Genomic DNA, 16109 nt, shown 5'->3' on the forward strand with positions numbered 1-16109 from the left:
GCTGATCGATGACGGGCTGCGGCGTGCCGGCCGGGGCCATGAAGCCGAGCCAGATCGTCGCCTCGTATCCCTTCAGCCCGGCCTCCGCCGCGGTCGGCACGTCGGGCAGCAGCGCCGAGCGGCTGGCGCCGGTGGTGGCGAGCGCCCTGACCTGCCCGGCCGCGATGCTCGGCGCCATGGTGGTGACGGAGTCGATCATCATCTGGACATGGCCGCCGATGACGTTGGTTCGTGCCTCGCCGCTGCCGCGATGGGGCACATGCACGATGTCGGTGCCGCTCAGCGCCTTGAAGCTCTCGCCGGCGAGATGATAGGGCGTGCCCACGCCGGACGAGGCGTAGTTGAGCTGCTTGGGCTTCGACTTGGCGAGCGCAATGAACTCCTGCAGCGTCTTCGCCTCGACCGCGGGATTGACCACGATCACCAGATCAGCCTCGTTGACCGGTGCGACCGGCACCAGATCCTTGGTGAGATTGTAGCCCTTGCTCGGGATCAGCGTCTCGTTGGCAGTGTGGGTGTTCGACATCATCAGCAGCGTGTAGCCGTCGGGAGCGGCGCGGGCAGCCTCCGTCGTGCCGATAACGGCGCCGGCACCCGGCTTGTTCTCGATGGTGAAGGGTTGCTTCAGCGCATCCTGCAGTTGCTGGCCGACGGCTCTCGCGTAGATGTCGGCCGGGCCGCCCGCGCCGAAGGGCACGATCACCCGGACGCCGCGGCTCGGATAGGACTGCGCCAGGGCGGAGGTCGCGAGTGCGGCCGACGCCATGGCGGCGAGACAGAGAAGCTTGATCCTCGACACCGTTTCCTCCTCCTGATGGGCCGCTTTGGCGCGGCTCCCTTATGGTTTGATCGTCAGCCTCACGGATGTTCAGCCGACCGGGTTTTCGAGCACGCCGATCCCGTCGATCTCGATGCGCACGAGATCGCCGGCGACGAGGAATTTCGGCGGGTTGAAGCCGATGCCGACGCCGACGGGCGTGCCGGTGGCGATGATGTCGCCCGGCTCCAGCGTGATATAGGCCGAGATCGTGCTGATCAGCGTCGGGATGTCGAAGATCAGGTCCGCCACCGTCGCGTCCTGGCGCAGCTCGCCATTGACCCAGGTGCGCAGGCGCAGAGTGCGCGGGTCGGGCACCTCATCCGCCGTCAGCACGGCCGGACCCATCGGGCAGAAGCCGTCGATGCCCTTGCCGAGCACCCATTGGCGGTGCTTGTGCTGGAGTTGGCGCGAGGTGACGTCGTTGACGATGGTGTAGCCGAAGACATGGCCGAGCGCGTCGGCGGCGGCGATGCCGCGCCCGCCCTTGCCGATGACGACCGCGAGTTCCCCCTCGTAATCGACGGATTTCGTCGGATCGAGATGGCCGGGAATGGTCTCGCCCGGGCCGATGACCGCGGAAGGCGGCTTGGTGAAGACCACCGGCGCCTCGGGCACGACATCCTTGGTGCTGGCGTCGAAGCCGCTCTGGGCGAACTCCTTGGCATGCTCGTGATAGTTCTTGCCGACGCAGAAGACATTGCGGGCCGGGCGCGGGAAAGGTGCATGCAGCGTGACATCCGCAAGAGGCAGCGTCGGTGCCGCCTCGGCCATGCCGGCCAGCCGGGCCGCCGCATCCGCTCCGAGGGCGCAGCAGGCCGCCATCGTCGCGGGAGCGCCTTCGAGCCCGGACAGATCGGCGATGCGGTCGCCCTGGATAACCCCGAGGCGGCCCTGGGCGGCCGGCTCGTGGCCCTGCGTGAAGATGGCGAGTTTCATGAAGACGGCCCGATGCTGGCGCCCGTGCGGCGCGATGCCCCAGAGCTAGAGCAGGCCGCGGCAAGCTGTCAACCAATCAGACAGAATGACCTCATTTTCACCGTATTGGTCAACCAATATGGTGCTCAGCGCCCCAGCAGATTGCCGCGCACGCGTTCGAGATGGCCGAGCAGCGCGGCCTCGGCGGCACCGGCATCCCGCGCCTTCAGCGCCACGACGATGGCGTGATGCTCGCGGCGATAATGGTCGCGGCGCTCGACGCTGAGGCTGCGGCGCTTGAGTTCACCCCAGGCGGTGAGATCGCGGGCGCGCGTGATCATCGCATAGAGCTCGATGACGAGGCGGTTATGCGTCGACCGGGCGATCGCCTCATGAAGGGCGGCATCCCAATGCTCGAAGGCCTCGAAGTCCTCGGCCGCGTCGCCTTGCTGGATGCACTCGTCGAAGCGCGCGAAATCGTCCTGATCGGCGTTGATCGCGGCGAGCTCGGCTAGGCGGGGCTCGACCAGCAGGCGCGCCTCCATGATTTCGGCCGGGCTGGCCGAGGGCGGCGTCGGCTCTGCGGGCGGCGGCTCGCTCGCGGCCGCGCGGACATAGGTCCCGCTGCCGATGATCCTCGTGACGGCGCCGCCGCACTCCAGCACGGCGAGCGCATCCCGGACGGCCGATCGCGGCACCGCGAGCTGTTCCGACAGGGCCCGCTCGGTCGGCAGCTTGCTCCGTGCCCCATAGACGCCCGCGCGGATCCCATCGGTGATGAAATCGCGAACCCGCTGGGCGTGTCCCGTCGTCGTGCTCATCGTGCTCTCATCGCGTGCGCCAAACCTGATCATGGCCGTGATTTGGTTTACCAATTTTCGCGCCGCTGGCAAGACGCTGCCATTGGCGCAGCCGCCTCGCCGCGATTCCAGCCGGATCAGCCGCTGCGCGAAGCCTCGCTCGTCCCGCTAAAAAGCAGACCCAGCGCAATATACGCGGTCTTGGCAGCGTCCGGCGCTATGTTACCGTGTGTTCAGAGCGGATCCAAAAGCCGCCACCGGCTTCGCCGTCGGAACCTTCGGCGCGGCCAGCACGCAGGGAGGACTACGATGCGCAAGACGCTTGCGGCCGCTGTCGCGGCCTGTTTCGTCGCGGCTGTACCGGCCGCGCATGCCCAGGAAAAACTCAAGATCGGTGTGATGGCGACGCTGTCGGGCGCTTTGACGTCCGGCGGTGAAGACGGCGTCCGCGGCGTCCAGATCGCGGCCAAGGAACTCGGCAACAAGATGGCCGGGCGCGAGTTCGAGTTCATCATCACGGCGACCGACGCCAGCCCGGATTCCGCGCTCCGCGCGGCCCGCAAGCTGGTCGAGCAGGACAAGGTGCAGCTCATCATCGGGCCGCTCTCCGGCTCCGAAGGCATCGCCATGCGCGACTACAGCAAGACGGTGCCGAACCTCGTCATGGTCAACGGCTCGTCGGGAGCGCTCGAGACGACCTTCGTCAATCCCTCGCCGAATTTCTTCCGCTTCAACAGCGACGGCGCGATGTGGATGGCCGGCCTCGGCGAGTACGTGCTGAAGGACAAGGGCTTCAAGAAGATCTCGGTGATCGCGGAGGACTACTCCTTCCCCTACACACAGGTCTTCGGCTTCGCGATCGGCTATTGCCGCGCCGGGGGCGAGATCGTCCAGCGCCAGTGGGTGCCGCTCGGCACCAAGGATTTCGGCTCGGTGATCGCCAACATCCCCGATGATGTCGACGCCGTCTTCCTCGGGCTGGGCGGCGGCGACGCGGTCAACTTCCTGAACCAGTACAGCCAGACCGGCGGCAAGGCGAAGTTCATCGGCGGCTCGATCATGGTCGATCAGACCGTGCTCTCGTCGAAGGGCGCCGCCAAGCGCCTGCTGGTCGGCACGCCCTCCTCCGGCGGCGTCGCCGACGCCTGGGACGATCCGCGCTGGAAGGCTTGGGTGAAGACGTATCAGGAGGCTTTCCCGGCCGACAAGCGCTTCGCCAGCCCCTCGCTCTTCGCGACCAACTACTACAACGCCGTGATGGCGCTCTCGATCGCGATGGACAAGGTGAAGGGTGATCTCTCGGACGGCGGCGCCAAGCTGCGCGCCGAGTTGGCCAAGGTCGAGCTGAATGCGCCCAACGGCAAGATCCGGCTCGACGACAACCGTCAGGCGATCGCCACGACCTTCATCACCGAGGTCGCCGAGCTGCCGAATGGCGACCTGACCAACAAGTTCGTGCGCGCCGTGCCGGACGTGACGCAGACGCTGGGTCTCTCGCTGGAGGCGTTCAAGGCGATCGGCCTGCCGTCCCGCACCAATCCGGAATGCAAGAAATAGCGCGCCCGAGCGCTCGATGGAGGGGACCCGCATCGTGCGTGCCCCCTCCGCTTCCGTCACGTACCGACTCCCGGCGCCTGCGAGCGGATCTCGCGGTGCCAAGGCGGTGGCTTGCCTGACGAGGCCCAGCTTCCTGCGTCGGACCTACTTTCGCGAGGCATCATGAGTCGCGCAGTTGCGGTCTGCCACGGCCCCTTCGGCCGCGTCGCGATCTACGATCTCGACCGCCCGCTGGTGCTGCACGCCCACCGCGAGGCCCATCTGATCTTCTTCCTCGAAGGATCGCGCGGCCTCGTGACCGTGAATGGCCGCACCACCCTGGTCGACCCCTTCATGGGGGTGGCGATCAACCCCTGGGAGCCGCACAACTTCCAGCCGCTGCGGCCCGGCGCGCTCGGCCTCTTCCTCGTCGTCTATCTGAAGCCCGAATGGCTGGCGGCCCAGACCATGACGCCGCCCGGCGCGCTGGCCTTCCCCGCCTCCGAACTCGTGGTCACCCGCGAACTCGCCGCCTGGCGCGACGAGGCGGTCGAGATGCTGCTGTCGGCTCATCGCGATCTCAACCTCGCGCCCGTGCTGATGGCCTTGGCCCAGGCGTCGAGCGAGCCGATCGGCCAGGACCTCGCCTCCGCCCTGCTGCACGTCGCCCCGGGAAGCATGCTCGACCGGCGGGTGGCGCGGGCGCAGCGGCTGATCGAGGCCCATCCCGCCCATGAAGGCGCGCTCGCCCGCGTCGCCCGGGAGGCAGGACTGTCGCGAGCGCATTTCTTCAAGCTCTTCCGCGAACAGGTCGGCGTGACCCCGACCGTCTTCGCCAACACGGTCCGGCTCGACGCCGCCCTCGATCGCCTCGTGCTCTCGGGCGATCCGGTGACGCGGATCAGCCAGACGCTCGGCTTCTCCTGCCAGAGCGTCTTCACACGCTTCTTCACCGCCCATATGGGCATGGCGCCGCGTGATTATCGCCGCGTGCTGCGCCGTATCGGCCAGGGACCGCAGCTGTCCGGCCCGTCGCTGCGGACCTGCCATGTCTGATTTCGTTGCGCGCCGCCCGATCTGGTCGCTGATCATCCTGCTGGCGCTCGCCATCCTGGCCTGGCTCGTCTTCTCGATCTGGACGCCCGGGATGGAGGCGATGTTCGGGCGCAAGCGCGTCTTCCTCAGCGCGCTGTTCAACGGCATCACGCTGGGGGCGCTGTATTTCCTGGTCGCGAGCGGGTTCACGCTGATCTTCGGGCTGATGCGCAACGTCAACCTCGCGCATGGCTCGCTTTATCTGTTCGGCGGTTATGTCGGCTACAGCGTCGGCGAATGGTCGGGCTCCTGGCTGGTGGCCCTGCTCGCGGCGTTCCTCCTCGTCGCGATCGTCGGCATCCTGATGCAGCTGCTGCTGTTCCGCTGGATGGAGGGCCAGGATCTCCGCCAGACGCTCGTCACCATCGGGCTCTCGATCATCTTCGCCGACCTGCTGTTGTGGAGCTATGGCGGCGATACCTTCCAGGTCACGGCGCCGGAGTGGCTGTCGGGCCCTGTCACCCTGCCCTTCGCCGTGGCTTTGCGCAGCAATGGCGAGGCGGTGATGATGACCTATCCGCTGGTGCGCATCGCCATCTTGATCGGGGCGATCATCGTCGGCGTGCTGATGTGGCTGGCGCTCAACCGCACGCGGGTCGGCATGCTGGTGCGCGCCGGGGTGGACGACCGCGACATGCTGTCGGCGACGGGCGTGCGCGTGCAGCTCGTCTTCGTCATGGTCTTCGCCTTCGGGGCCGGGCTCGCCGGCCTCGCCGGCGTCGTCGGCGGCACCTTCCAGTCGCTGCAGCCGGGCGAGGATACGCGCATCCTGCTGTCCTCGCTCGTCGTCGTCATCGTCGGCGGCATGGGTTCGATCCCGGGCGCTGCGGTCGGGGCGCTGATCGTCGGCCTCGCCGAGCAGTTCGGCTCGGTCTACATGCCGACCTATGCGGTGATGCTGACCTTCCTGATCATGGTCGCGGTCCTGGCAGTCAGGCCCGAAGGCCTGGCGGCGAGGCGCTGACCATGGCTATCGCCGATCTCGAGCTGGAGCAGCGTGCCCGCCCCCAGGAGGGTTTCGGGGACTGGGTCGCGCGGCGGGGGACCGCCTTCTGGGTCGTCGCCGCCCTGCTGCTGGTCATGCCCGCCATCGCAAGCCCGTTCTGGCTCGTACAGATCATCGCCTATGCGATGATCCTGGGCATGATCGCGCTGAGCCTGATGTTCCTGGCCGGCTATGGCGGCATCGTCAGCCTGATCCAGATGACGGTGGCGGGCTTTGCCGGCTATCTGGTGGCGATCCTCGGCGGCAGCGCGATCACCCAGATCAGCCTGAACTGGCCGTGGTGGACGGCGGTGCCCGTCGCGATGCTGGTCGCGACGCTGTTCGGCACGCTGAGCGGGGCGCTCTCTGTTCGGACCGAGGGCATCTACACGATCATGATCACGCTCGCGATCGCCTCGGCCTTCTACTACCTGACGCTGCAGAACTACACGATCTTCAACGGTTTCAGCGGCTTCAACGGCATCCTGCCGCCGGTCTTCCTCGGGATAGACTGGGGGCAGAGCCTGCCCTTCTACTATTTGACGCTGGCCTGTGCGGCGCTGGCCTATGGCGCGGTGATCTACGTCTCGCGGGCCCCCTTCGGACTCGCCTTGCAGGGCACGCGCGACAACCCCCGCCGCATGGCGGCGCTCGGCTTCGACGTCGTCGCGCATCGCATCGCCGCCTATACCTTCGCCTCGCTGATCGCCGCCTCGGCCGGCGTGCTGCTGGTCTGGTACCAGCGTCAGATCTCGCCCGGCACGGCCGGCGTCGGGCCCGTCGTCGACATGCTGATCATCGCTGTCGTCGGGGGCCTGAGCCGCCCGATCGGCCCCTTCATCGGCGCGCTCGTCTATGTGCTGCTGCGCACCTTCGCGCTCGACGTGCTCGAGGGTGTCGGCCTCGACGGGCGGCGCTACCAGCTGCTGATCGGGCTCGGTTTCCTCGTGATCGTGCTGTTCTCGCCCGACGGGCTGATCGGCATCTTCCAACGCTTGCGCGAGCGCTATCGCCGCGGCCGCGACGCCCGCGACAGCCAGATGGGCACAGGCGGAGGCACGCCATGAGCGCCGTCGTCTCCCGCGAGCGGCTGACGGCAGCGGGCTCCGCCAATGCGCTGGAACTGCGCGGCGTCTCGCGGCTGTTCGGCGCGCTGGCGGCTCTGACCGACATCACGCTCTCGGTGAAGCCCGGCGAGCGGCGGGCGGTGCTGGGCTCGAACGGAGCCGGCAAGACGACGCTGTTCAACTGCGTGACGGGCGATTTCGCGCCGAGTTCGGGCGTGATCCGCTTCTTCGGCGAAGACGTCACCGCCTTTCCGCCGCAGGAGCGCATCCGACGGGGCCTGCGCCGGACCTACCAGATCTCATCGCTCTTCACCGGGCTTTCGGTGCTCGACAACGTCTATCTCGCCTGCCGGGGCGTCTCGCGGAACCGCTTCTCGCTGCTGCGCCCGCGCCGGGACGACGCACTGGTCCAGGCAGCTGAAACCCTGGTCGAGGCGGTGCATCTCTCCGCCGTCAAGGACAGGCTGGTCGGCGAACTCGCCTATGGCCAGCAGCGCCAGCTCGAGATCGCGCTCGCCTTGTCGGGCGCGCCGCGCTTCATTCTGTTCGACGAGCCGGCGGCGGGGCTGTCGCCGACCGAGCGGCGCGACCTCGTCCACATCCTGACCTCGCTGCCGAGCCATATCGGCTACATCATCATCGAGCACGACATGGATGTGGCGCTGCGCGTCGTCGAGAGCGTGACGATGATGCACAACGGCCGCATCTTCAAGGAGGGCGCGCCGCAGGAGATCGAGAGCGACCCGGAAGTCCAGGAGCTCTATCTCGGCGGCGGACATGTCGGAGGCGGGCATGGCTGAGCGCCTCAAGGCCCCGCCCGGCGTCGGCGTGCCGATCCTCCAGATCGCCGGCCTCAACGTGTTCTATGGGCGCTCCCATGCGCTGCAGGGCGTCGACCTCACCCTCCAGAGCGGCGTGCTCTCGGTGGTCGGCCGCAACGGCATGGGCAAGACGACCATGTGCAAGGCGATCATGGGGCTGGTGCCGGTCAGCTCCGGCTCGATCCGCTTCTTCGGCGAGGAGATCGCGGGGCGCAGCCCGGCCGAGATCGCGCGGCTCGGCATCGGCTATGTGCCGCAGGGGCGTCGGCTCTGGCGCTCGCTCACGGTCGACGAGCATCTGCGGCTGATGCAGCGCTCCAAGCGCGGGGCCTGGACGCCGGAACGGATCTACGAGGCCTTCCCGCGGCTGGCGGAGCGCCGCAACAATGGCGGCGCGCAGCTTTCGGGCGGCGAACAGCAGATGCTGGCGATCAGCCGGGCGCTGCTGATGAATCCGCGCCTGCTGATCATGGACGAGCCGACGGAGGGGCTCGCGCCGGTCATCGTCGCCCATGTCGAGGAGATGCTGGTGCGTCTCGCCGATCAGGGCGACGTGGCCATCCTCGTCATCGAACAGAATATCGGCGTCGCGACCGAAATGTCGGACCCGGTCGCCATCATGGTCAATGGCCGGATCAACCGCATCATCGCCTCCGCGACGCTGGCCGGCGACCGCGACCTGCAGCAGCGCCTGCTGGGCGTCGGCCGGCACAGCCACGACGAAACCGATGGCGCACCCGAACCCGCGGAGACGTCGGAGAGCGGGACGGTCCCTGCCCCGCCGAGCGGTCCGATGCGGGTCTACAACGCCAATCCGGTCATGCCGACGCGCTGGTCGCAGCCCGTCCCGGCGGCGCGGATCGAGGCGCAGGCGCGAACGATCTCGCGCCCGACGCTGGCGACGCGCGACGGCGCCCGGGTCGCGGACGGCCGGCGCCATGCGCCCTCGGGCAGCGGCGAGCCGCATGTCGTCGTCGTCGGCACGCTCGACACCAAGGGTGAAGAGCTGCGCTTCATCCGCGATCTCGTCCAGGCCGACGGCGTGCGTGCGCGGCTCGTCGACATCTCGACCTCGGGCCGCAGCGCCGGGGGCGACGTCACCCCGCAGGAGATCGCGCTCGCCCATCCGCGGGGCTCGACCGGCATCGCGTCCGGCGACCGCGGGGCGGCCGTGGCGGCGATGACGGAGGCGTTCAAGGCCTGGCTGCCGCGCCAGCAGGGCGTTCTCGGCGTGATCTCGGCCGGCGGCTCGGGGGCGACCGCGATGGTGACGCCCGCGATGCAGGCCCTGCCGATCGGCCTGCCGAAGCTGATGATCTCGACCATGGCTTCGGGCGATGTCGCTGCTTATGTCGGCGCCGCCGACATCACCATGATGCCTGCCGTCACCGATGTGCAGGGGATCAACCGGGTCTCGCGGCTGGTGCTCGGAAACGGGGCGCGGGCAATGGCCGCCATGGCCAAAGCGCGGCTGGCGGAGCTGACCAGGCCCGCGACGACGCGGCGCACCGAGCCCGAAAAGCCGCTCGTCGGGCTCACCATGTTCGGTGTGACGACGCCTTGCGTGCAGCAGGTCTCGCGGCTGCTGGAGGCCGACTGGGAGCCGCTCGTCTTCCATGCCACCGGCACGGGCGGGCGGGCGCTGGAGAAGCTGGTCGATTCCGGGCTGGTCGGCGCCATCATCGACGTTTCGACCACCGAGATCTGCGACATGATGATGGGCGGCTTCCTGCCGGCGACGGAGGACCGCTTCGGCGCGATCATCCGCACGCGCATCCCCAATGTCGGTTCCGTCGGCGCGCTCGACATGGTCAATTTCTTCGCGCCGGAGACGGTGCCGGAGCGCTATCGCGGCCGCAATCTCTACCCGCACAACCCGCAGATCACGCTGATGCGAACGACGGCGGACGAGAATGCGCGGATGGGGCGGTGGATCGGCGAGCGGCTGAACCTGATGGAGGGGCCGGTGCGCTTCCTCCTGCCCGAGCGCGGCGTGTCGGCGCTCGATGCGCCCGGCCAGCCGTTCCATGACCCCGCTGCCGACGCCGCCCTGTTCCAGGCGCTGGAGCAGACCGTGCGGCAGACGCCGACGCGGCGGCTGATCCGCTGTCCCCATCACATCAACGACCCGGCCTTCGCGGCCGCCCTCGTGCAGCAGTTCCGCACGCTGCATGCCGGGCGCCGGCGCGAGCGGGCCAATGGAGGCCGGGCATGAGCACCTCTGCAACCGTTCCGTCATTGCGAGCGCAGCGAAGCCAGCCAGGGGCGGCAGCGCTCGACGTCCCCCTGGATGGCTTCGCTGCGCTCGCAATGACGGCGAGACAATCGCGCCGCTTCATCGATGGGGAACCGAGCGCATGACGTTCGACAAGAAGAGCCTGCTGAAGCGCTTCCGGACGATGGTGAAGGCGGGCGAGCCGATCGTCGGCGGCGGCGCGGGCACCGGGCTTTCCGCAAAATGCGAGGAGGCCGGCGGGATCGACCTCATCGTCATCTACAATTCCGGCCGCTACCGCATGGCCGGCCGCGGCTCGCTGTCGGGCATGATGCCCTATGGCGACGCCAATGCGATCGTCATGGAGATGGCGGCGGAGGTGCTGCCCGTGGTGAAGGCCACCCCGGTGATCGCCGGTGTCTGCGGCACCGATCCGTTCCGCCGGATGGACGTCTTCCTCGACGAGGTCGCGCGGATCGGCTTCGCCGGCGTGCAGAACTTCCCGACCGTCGGGCTGATCGACGGCGTCTTCCGCAAGAACCTCGAAGAGACCGGCATGGGCTACGGCCTCGAGGTCGAGATGATCCGTCTCGCCAACGCCAAAGGCCTGCTGACGACGCCTTACGTCTTCTGCGAGGCGGATGCGCGCGCCATGGCCGAGGCCGGAGCCGACATCATCGTCTGCCATCTCGGGTTGACCATGGGCGGCGCGATCGGCGCCGAGACGGCGCTCAAGCTCGCCGACTGCCCGGCGCTGGTCGATGCCTGGGCCGCCGCCGCGCTCGCGGTCAAGAAGGACGCGCTCATCCTCGTGCATGGCGGCCCGGTCGCCGAGCCGGCGGATGCCGACTTCATCATGAAGCACACGCAGCACTGCCACGGCTTCTACGGGGCGTCCTCGATGGAGCGCCTGCCGGTCGAGGTCGCGATCCGCGACCAGACGCGGGCCTTCAAGCGCATAGGGCGGGCGGGTGGAGCCAGCAAGGCGAAGGCGACAAAGCCGGCGCGCAAGACCGGCAAGGCAGCAAAGCCATGAGAAGGCGGCCACCACTCTCAGCCCTCATCCTGAGGAGCCGCGAAGCGGCGTGTCGAAGGACGATCCAGGAGGCTCCGGAGATAGCTGGACCATCCTTCGAGACGCGCTCCTGCGGAGCGCTCCTCAGGATGAGGGCTCAGGGGCAGGCGCCGGCCGAGCGTGACACCGACGGGAGGATGAGGACATGACGGGACAGCTGATCGGATCGCTGATCCTCTGGCTGATCGTGGCGGTGATCGTCATCGCCATTGTCGTCTATCTGGTGAACTGGCTGTATCGGCGCTCGTCGAAGGAGGTCTCCTTCGTCCGTACCGGCCTGTTCGGCGAGCGGGTGGTGATCAATGGCGGCGCCTTCGTGCTGCCGATCATCCATGACGTCACGCCCGTCAACATGAACGTGCTGCAGCTCGCGGTGACGCGCGCCAGCAACGATGCGCTGATCACGCGCGACCGGATGCGCGTCGACATCGACGCGGAATTCTATGTCCGCGTGAAGCCGGAGCGGGATTCCGTCTCCATCGCCGCCGCGACGCTGGGCCGCCGCACGCTCCAGCCCGACCAGCTCCACGCGCTTCTCTCCGGCAAGTTCATCTCGGCGCTGCGCACCGTCGCCTCCGAAATGACGATGGAGGAGATGCATGAGCAGCGCGGGATGTATGTCCAGCGCGTCAAGGAAGCGGCCGCCGAAGCGCTCGATCAGAACGGCCTGCTGCTGGAGTCGGTCGCGCTCACCGACCTCGACCAGACCGACCTGCAGTATTTCAACCCGTCGAACCGCTTCGACGCCGCCGGCCTGACGCGGATCATCGAGGAGATCGAGGACAAGCGGAAGCTGCGCAACGACATCGAGCAGGACTCGATGATCCGCATCCGCACCCGCAATCTCGAGGCGGAGCGCCAGGCGCTCGACATCGAGCGCGACAGCGAGGCGGCGCGGCTCGAACAGCAGCGCGAGATCGAGATCAAGCGCGCCGTGCAGCGCGCCGAGGTGGCGCGCGAGCGCGCCGCGCGCGACACCGAAGCCGAGCAGGCGCAGATCCTCGCCCGCGAGGAGATCGAGAAGTCGCGCATCTCCAACGAGCGCGCGATCAGCGAGGCGCGCATCGCCTCCGAACGCGACATCCGCCAGCAGGAGATCGCGCGCACGCAGGCCGTGGAAGAGGCCGAGATCGCCTCGCGCGAGCTGATCGAGAAGGCCCGCATCGCCAATGAGCAGGCGATCAGCGCGGCGCGAATCGCCTCCGAGCGCGACATCCGCCAGAAGGAAATCGAGCGCGCGCAGACGCTCGAAGCCGCCGAGATCGCGGCGCGGGAGGCGACCGAGAAGGCGCGCATCCTGCAGGAAACCGCGATCAGCGCCGAGCGCATCATCCGTGAGCAGGAGATCCGCAACCGCGAGATCGAACGCACCCGCATGCTCGACCAGGAGGACATCGCCGCGCGGGAGGCGGTCGACACCGCCCGCATCGGCCAGGAGGAGCGCGTCCGCGCCCTCGGCATCGCCCGCAACCGCGCCCTCGACGAGGCCGAGATCGCCGCCCGAGAGGCGGTCGAGAAGGCCCGCATCGCCCAGGAGAACGTGCTGACGGCCGAGCGCATCGCGCTCGATCAGCGCAAGCGCCTGCTGGAGATCGAGCAGACCGAAACGATCGAGGCGGCCGAGATCGCGGCGCGCGAGAGCGTCGAGAAGGCGCGCATCAGCCAGGAGCGGACGGTCGCCAGCGAGCGCATCCGCCGCGACGAAGAGGTCCGCAATCTCGAGATCGCCCGCAACCAGGCGATCGATACCGCCGAGATCGCCGCCCGAGAGGCAACGGAAGCCGCGCGCATCGCCCAGGAGAAGGTCGTCGCCGCCGAACGGATCGCGGCGGAACTCGCCACGAAGGAGCTGGAGATCCGCCGCAACGCCGATCTCGACTCAGCCGAGCTGAAGCGCCGCGACACCGTCGAGCGCCAGCGCATCGCCACCGAACTCAAACTGGACGAGGAGCGCATCGACGCGGTCAAGTCGCGCGAGATGCTGCAGATCGCCCAGAAGAAGGCGGTCGAGGTCGCGGAAGAAGATCGCGCCATCGTGCTCGCCGCCAAGCGGGTCGAGCGCACCGACGCCGACAGCGCGCTGCGCCAGGCCGAGATCGCCGCGAAGCAGCAGGTCGAGTCCGTCGACATCGTCCGCGAGCAGGCGCTCGAGGCCGCCCGGATCGAGCGCCGGCGTGCGCTGGAGCAGCTCGAGATCGCCCGGACGCAGGCGCTGCAGGAAGCGCAGATCGCCTCCAACGAGGAGGTCGAGCGGGCGCGCATCTCGTCGGACCGCGGGCTCGACGAAGCCCGTGTCGGGCGCCAGCGCGAGCTGCGCAAGCTGGAGATCGCCCGCGAGCGCGATGTCGAGGCGGCCGCCATGGACAAGGCGATCGCGCTCTACACCAAGTCCCTGGAGGAATCCGCCGCCCAGGCCAATGCCGAGAGCGCCCGCGCCAAGGCTGTCGAGGCCGAGGAACAGGTCAAGACCATCCGAGAGAGCGAAGGCGCCAAGCGTCGCAAGACGGTCGAGGTGTTGCTCGCCGAGAAGGCGGCGGAGGAATCCAACATCGCCGCCGCGGCCGACAAGGTGCGCCGCACCGTCGAGGCCGAGGCCCAGAAGCTGCTCTACGAGGCCGAGAACGTGCTCAGCGACGGCGCCCGCTACGGGCTGTTCCGGCGCCGCCTGCTCGACAAGATCGAGGGCATTGTGCGCGAGAGCGTCAAGCCGATGGAGAAGATCGAGGGCATCCGCATCCTCCATGTCGACGGGCTCGCCGGGATCGGTGGCAGTGGCGGCGGGGTCGGCGGTGCCGCCCGCTCGCCGACCGACGAGGTCATCGAGTCGGCGCTGCGCTACCGCGTCCAGGCGCCGATGATCGACCAGGTGCTGAAGGAGATCGGCATCGAGGGCGGCAACCTCGCCAAGATGGGCGGGCTGATGCGCGAGGCTTCCGACATGCAGCGCGTCGCCAAGGATGCCCAGCCGGCGAAGCCGAAGGGCAGCGGCGATACGAAGGCCGGTGGTGAGGGCCCTGCCCCCGAAGCCGGCCCCGGCAAGACCTCCTGAGGCTTAAAGCTCATGGCCCGCGTCTACGTCTCCAGCGTCATCTCCGCCCCCGCCGCCAAGGTCTGGGCCCGCGTGCGCGATTTCAACGGCCTGCCGAACTGGCATCCGCGCATCGCCGAAAGCCGGATCGAAAACGGCGAGCCCGCCGACAAGGTCGGCTGCATCCGCGCCTTCTCGCTGCGCAGCGGCGATCGCCTGCGCGAGCAGCTGCTGGGTCTCTCCGACTACGACATGTTCTGCACCTATTCGATCCTGGATTCGCCGATGCCGCTGACGAACTACGTCGCGACGCTGCGGCTGACGCCGATCACCGACCAGGAGCGCACCTTCATCGAATGGTCGGCCGATTTCGACTGCGCGCCGGAGCGCGAGGCGGAACTGGTCGAGGGCATCGGCACCAACGTCTTCCAGGGCGGATTCGACGCCCTCAAGCGCGCATTCGGGGGATGAGGCATGCCTCACGTCGTCCGCAGCACGATCATCGACGCGCCCGTCGACCTGCTCTGGTCGGTGCTGCGCGACTTCAACGGCCATGACCGCTGGCACCCGATCGTCGCGAGGAGCGAGATCGAGCGCGGCCACCCGTCCGACAGGATCGGCTGCGTGCGCCGGTTCTGGCTGCAGGACGGTAGTGAATTGCGCGAGCAGCTCCTCACGCTCTCGGACCTCGAAATGACCTTCAGCTACTGCCTGCTGGACACGCCGATCCCGCTCTTCAACTACGTCGCCCATGTCCGGCTTTTACCGGTGACCGACGGCAACCGCGCCTTCTGGCACTGGGAGAGCCGCTTCACCACGCCGCGAGGCCGCGAGGCGGAACTGGCGCGCATCGTCGGCGACGAGGTCTACACCAACGGCATCGAGGCGGTTCGCCGCCTGCCGGAACTCGCGCGGGAGGCGGTCTGACATGCTGGCTGTGAGAAGCTGCGCGACGCTGTCAGAAGCCGCCAGCATCCTGTCCGGAGACCGGCAGGCGGTGCTGGTCGGCGGCGGCACGCTGGTGATGCGCGACGTCAATGAGGGCCGGCTGACCGAGGGCACGCTGCTGCGCGTCACCGATCCGGCCTTCCGGCGGATCGAGGCCCATGGGGCCCGCATCGAGCTCGGCGGCGGAGTCACGATGGGTCAGATCCTGGCCAGCCGCGAGCTCGCCTTCCTGCACGCTCCAGCGCGTGCGATCGGCGGCCCCGCCGTGCGCAACATGGCGAGCGTCGGCGGCAATCTCTTCGCACCCACGCCTTACGGCGATTTCACCGTGGCGCTGCTCGCGCTCGATGCGCAGGTCGTGGTGCAGTCCGGCTTCGGCAGCGGGCGGGCAACGCCGCTGGAGGAGTTCCTGGCGGCCCGAGAACGGATGGGGTCGGCGCTGGTCGGCGCGATCCAGTTTTCGCGACCGCCCAATCCGGCCGATTTCCACTTCCGCAAGATCAGCCGGATCAAGCCGAAGGGGATTTCGGTGCTGTCGATCGCAGCGCATCTTCCGCTGGCCGGCGGGCGGGTGAGCCAGGCGCGGGTGGCTTATGGCGCGATGGCGCCGATGCCGGTCCGCGCGCGCGGCGTCGAGCGGGTGCTGGACGGCAAGGCGCTCGATGCCGCGGCCATCGCCGCGGCGAAACAGGCGGCGCTCGAAGGCTGCCGTCCCGCGACCGATGCGATCGCCAGCGAATGGTATCGCCGCGAGGTGCTGCCCGTTCATCTCGGCCGGCTGCTTGCCGGCGAGCCCCGCTGAGG

The 16109-nt window shown here is 68.5% G+C and carries 14 protein-coding genes; 11 read left to right on the forward strand and 3 right to left on the reverse strand.

The features are described 5' to 3' along the window. From Q8M82_RS02235 to Q8M82_RS02245, 3 genes are all read right to left on the reverse strand, one after another. Nucleotides 1-766, reverse strand: a 766-nt coding sequence (locus Q8M82_RS02235; RefSeq protein WP_305689785.1) for a tripartite tricarboxylate transporter substrate-binding protein, incomplete at its 3' end; no start/stop codon positions are given. Nucleotides 767-868: 102 nt separating this feature from the next. Further along, on the reverse strand, nt 869-1756 hold the full coding sequence (locus Q8M82_RS02240; protein ID WP_305689752.1) for a fumarylacetoacetate hydrolase family protein: 888 nt from the start codon (nt 1754-1756) through the stop codon (nt 869-871). A gap of 125 nt (nt 1757-1881) precedes the next feature. Beyond that, nucleotides 1882-2556: a FadR/GntR family transcriptional regulator gene (locus Q8M82_RS02245; protein ID WP_305689753.1), complete on the reverse strand. Its 675-nt coding sequence runs from the start codon at nt 2554-2556 to the stop codon at nt 1882-1884. Between the two features lie 288 nt (nt 2557-2844). Between Q8M82_RS02245 and Q8M82_RS02250 the strand changes: the two genes are divergently transcribed. From Q8M82_RS02250 to Q8M82_RS02300, 11 genes are all read left to right on the forward strand, one after another. Then, nucleotides 2845-4092, forward strand: coding sequence for an ABC transporter substrate-binding protein (locus Q8M82_RS02250; RefSeq protein ID WP_305689754.1), 1248 nt, complete (start codon nt 2845-2847; stop codon nt 4090-4092). A 162-nt stretch (nt 4093-4254) separates the two neighbouring features. Next, entirely contained in the window at nt 4255-5127 is an 873-nt protein-coding gene (locus Q8M82_RS02255; protein WP_305689755.1) for a helix-turn-helix transcriptional regulator, read from the forward strand. Further along, complete coding sequence (locus Q8M82_RS02260) at nt 5120-6130, forward strand: branched-chain amino acid ABC transporter permease (RefSeq protein WP_305689756.1); 1011 nt, start codon at nt 5120-5122, stop codon at nt 6128-6130. Before Q8M82_RS02255 ends, Q8M82_RS02260 begins: the two co-directional genes overlap by 8 nt. A gap of 2 nt (nt 6131-6132) precedes the next feature. Then, nucleotides 6133-7218 carry a branched-chain amino acid ABC transporter permease gene (locus tag Q8M82_RS02265; protein ID WP_305689757.1) on the forward strand — a complete coding sequence of 362 codons (1086 nt, stop codon included), beginning with the start codon at nt 6133-6135 and terminating at the stop codon, nt 7216-7218. Further along, the gene (locus tag Q8M82_RS02270) at nt 7215-8018 is read left to right on the forward strand and encodes an ABC transporter ATP-binding protein (protein WP_305689758.1); all 804 of its coding nucleotides are present in this window, start codon (nt 7215-7217) and stop codon (nt 8016-8018) included. The genes Q8M82_RS02265 and Q8M82_RS02270 overlap by 4 nt, the downstream gene beginning before the upstream one ends. Next, nucleotides 8011-10254, forward strand: a complete 2244-nt coding sequence (locus Q8M82_RS02275) for an ABC transporter permease (protein WP_305689759.1) — start codon at nt 8011-8013, stop codon at nt 10252-10254. The genes Q8M82_RS02270 and Q8M82_RS02275 overlap by 8 nt, the downstream gene beginning before the upstream one ends. Nucleotides 10255-10396: 142 nt before the next feature. Beyond that, nucleotides 10397-11290, forward strand: a complete 894-nt coding sequence (locus Q8M82_RS02280; RefSeq protein ID WP_305689760.1) for a phosphoenolpyruvate hydrolase family protein — start codon at nt 10397-10399, stop codon at nt 11288-11290. A gap of 184 nt (nt 11291-11474) precedes the next feature. Then, nucleotides 11475-14378 carry a flotillin family protein gene (locus Q8M82_RS02285; RefSeq protein ID WP_305689761.1) on the forward strand — a complete coding sequence of 968 codons (2904 nt, stop codon included), beginning with the start codon at nt 11475-11477 and terminating at the stop codon, nt 14376-14378. A gap of 12 nt (nt 14379-14390) precedes the next feature. Beyond that, nucleotides 14391-14828: an SRPBCC family protein gene (locus tag Q8M82_RS02290; RefSeq protein ID WP_291821912.1), complete on the forward strand. Its 438-nt coding sequence runs from the start codon at nt 14391-14393 to the stop codon at nt 14826-14828. A 3-nt stretch (nt 14829-14831) separates the two neighbouring features. Beyond that, complete coding sequence (locus tag Q8M82_RS02295; RefSeq protein ID WP_069054938.1) at nt 14832-15284, forward strand: SRPBCC family protein; 453 nt, start codon at nt 14832-14834, stop codon at nt 15282-15284. 1 nt (nt 15285) lies between these two features. Further along, nucleotides 15286-16107 (forward strand): FAD binding domain-containing protein, encoded by an 822-nt coding sequence (locus tag Q8M82_RS02300; RefSeq protein WP_305689762.1) that lies wholly within the window; start codon nt 15286-15288, stop codon nt 16105-16107. The last annotated feature ends 2 nt before the right edge of the window (nt 16108-16109 follow it).

The organism is Allobosea sp., assembly GCF_030694325.1.
GTDB lineage: Bacteria > Pseudomonadota > Alphaproteobacteria > Rhizobiales > Beijerinckiaceae > Allobosea.

Bases quoted from the DNA above. Each gene is read 5' to 3' on its own strand.
- Q8M82_RS02265 (WP_305689757.1), top strand. From the start codon at position 6,133: ATGGCTATCGCCGATCTCGAGCTGGAGCAGCGTGCCCGCCCCCAGGAG.
- Q8M82_RS02270 (WP_305689758.1), top strand. From the start codon at position 7,215: ATGAGCGCCGTCGTCTCCCGCGAGCGGCTGACGGCAGCGGGCTCCGCC.
- Q8M82_RS02300 (WP_305689762.1), top strand. From the start codon at position 15,286: ATGCTGGCTGTGAGAAGCTGCGCGACGCTGTCAGAAGCCGCCAGCATC.
- Q8M82_RS02285 (WP_305689761.1), top strand. From the start codon at position 11,475: ATGACGGGACAGCTGATCGGATCGCTGATCCTCTGGCTGATCGTGGCG.
- Q8M82_RS02245 (WP_305689753.1), bottom strand. From the start codon at position 2,556: ATGAGCACGACGACGGGACACGCCCAGCGGGTTCGCGATTTCATCACC.
- Q8M82_RS02250 (WP_305689754.1), top strand. From the start codon at position 2,845: ATGCGCAAGACGCTTGCGGCCGCTGTCGCGGCCTGTTTCGTCGCGGCT.
- Q8M82_RS02280 (WP_305689760.1), top strand. From the start codon at position 10,397: ATGACGTTCGACAAGAAGAGCCTGCTGAAGCGCTTCCGGACGATGGTG.
- Q8M82_RS02275 (WP_305689759.1), top strand. From the start codon at position 8,011: ATGGCTGAGCGCCTCAAGGCCCCGCCCGGCGTCGGCGTGCCGATCCTC.
- Q8M82_RS02295 (WP_069054938.1), top strand. From the start codon at position 14,832: ATGCCTCACGTCGTCCGCAGCACGATCATCGACGCGCCCGTCGACCTG.
- Q8M82_RS02240 (WP_305689752.1), bottom strand. From the start codon at position 1,756: ATGAAACTCGCCATCTTCACGCAGGGCCACGAGCCGGCCGCCCAGGGC.
- Q8M82_RS02260 (WP_305689756.1), top strand. From the start codon at position 5,120: ATGTCTGATTTCGTTGCGCGCCGCCCGATCTGGTCGCTGATCATCCTG.
- Q8M82_RS02255 (WP_305689755.1), top strand. From the start codon at position 4,255: ATGAGTCGCGCAGTTGCGGTCTGCCACGGCCCCTTCGGCCGCGTCGCG.
- Q8M82_RS02290 (WP_291821912.1), top strand. From the start codon at position 14,391: ATGGCCCGCGTCTACGTCTCCAGCGTCATCTCCGCCCCCGCCGCCAAG.